We start from the raw sequence: 582 nt of genomic DNA on the forward strand, positions 1-582 counted from the left end.
TAATGCTATAGCTATATCTTCTTTAGTAAATACTGGCTTTGTATATGAAATGCGACCAAATACTATTTCAGGATTCTCATAGATCTTCGAAGCATTCTCAGCTATGATCTCTTTATTCTTTGCCTCAAGCTCAGTAGCATTCATATAATGAGCAGGACCTTTATGATGCGTTGGCTCTTGATCTAATCCAAGCTCCTTAAACGACTTGGCGGTTACTCTAAATGGTAACCCTGCTGCCTCATATACTTTGTTGATCTCTATTTCGCATTGATGTCTTAAACCATGTAAAAATCTTTTGCTTACTAATTCCCTATCTTTGACTTTTGCAAATATTACTACACCATTTTCTAAACGCTCTAATTTTCTTTCTAAAAACTGGAAATGTACATGCGGATTATCAGGATTATCATAATGTATATTTACGTCACATACTAAACCACGTGCCACTATATTCTTTTGTACAAACTCCTCAACTAATCTTATATTTTCTTCTTTACTTACCTCGCGAGGCAGGGAGAATTCTGCAGATCTTGCAACAGTAGCATCATCTCTTTTTTCTCTTGCTTCTGCTGCATTCCATAA

General features: G+C 35.6%; 1 protein-coding gene. It reads right to left on the bottom strand.

Annotation, left to right across the window (positions count from 1 at the left end; all coding sequences use genetic code 11):
- Positions 1 to 582: MobA/MobL family protein (locus KYQ89_RS01885; RefSeq protein ID WP_218460168.1), on the bottom strand; the 582-nt coding region annotated here is incomplete at both ends.

Source organism: Rickettsia sp. TH2014, assembly GCF_019249195.1.
Classification (GTDB): domain Bacteria; phylum Pseudomonadota; class Alphaproteobacteria; order Rickettsiales; family Rickettsiaceae; genus Rickettsia; species Rickettsia felis.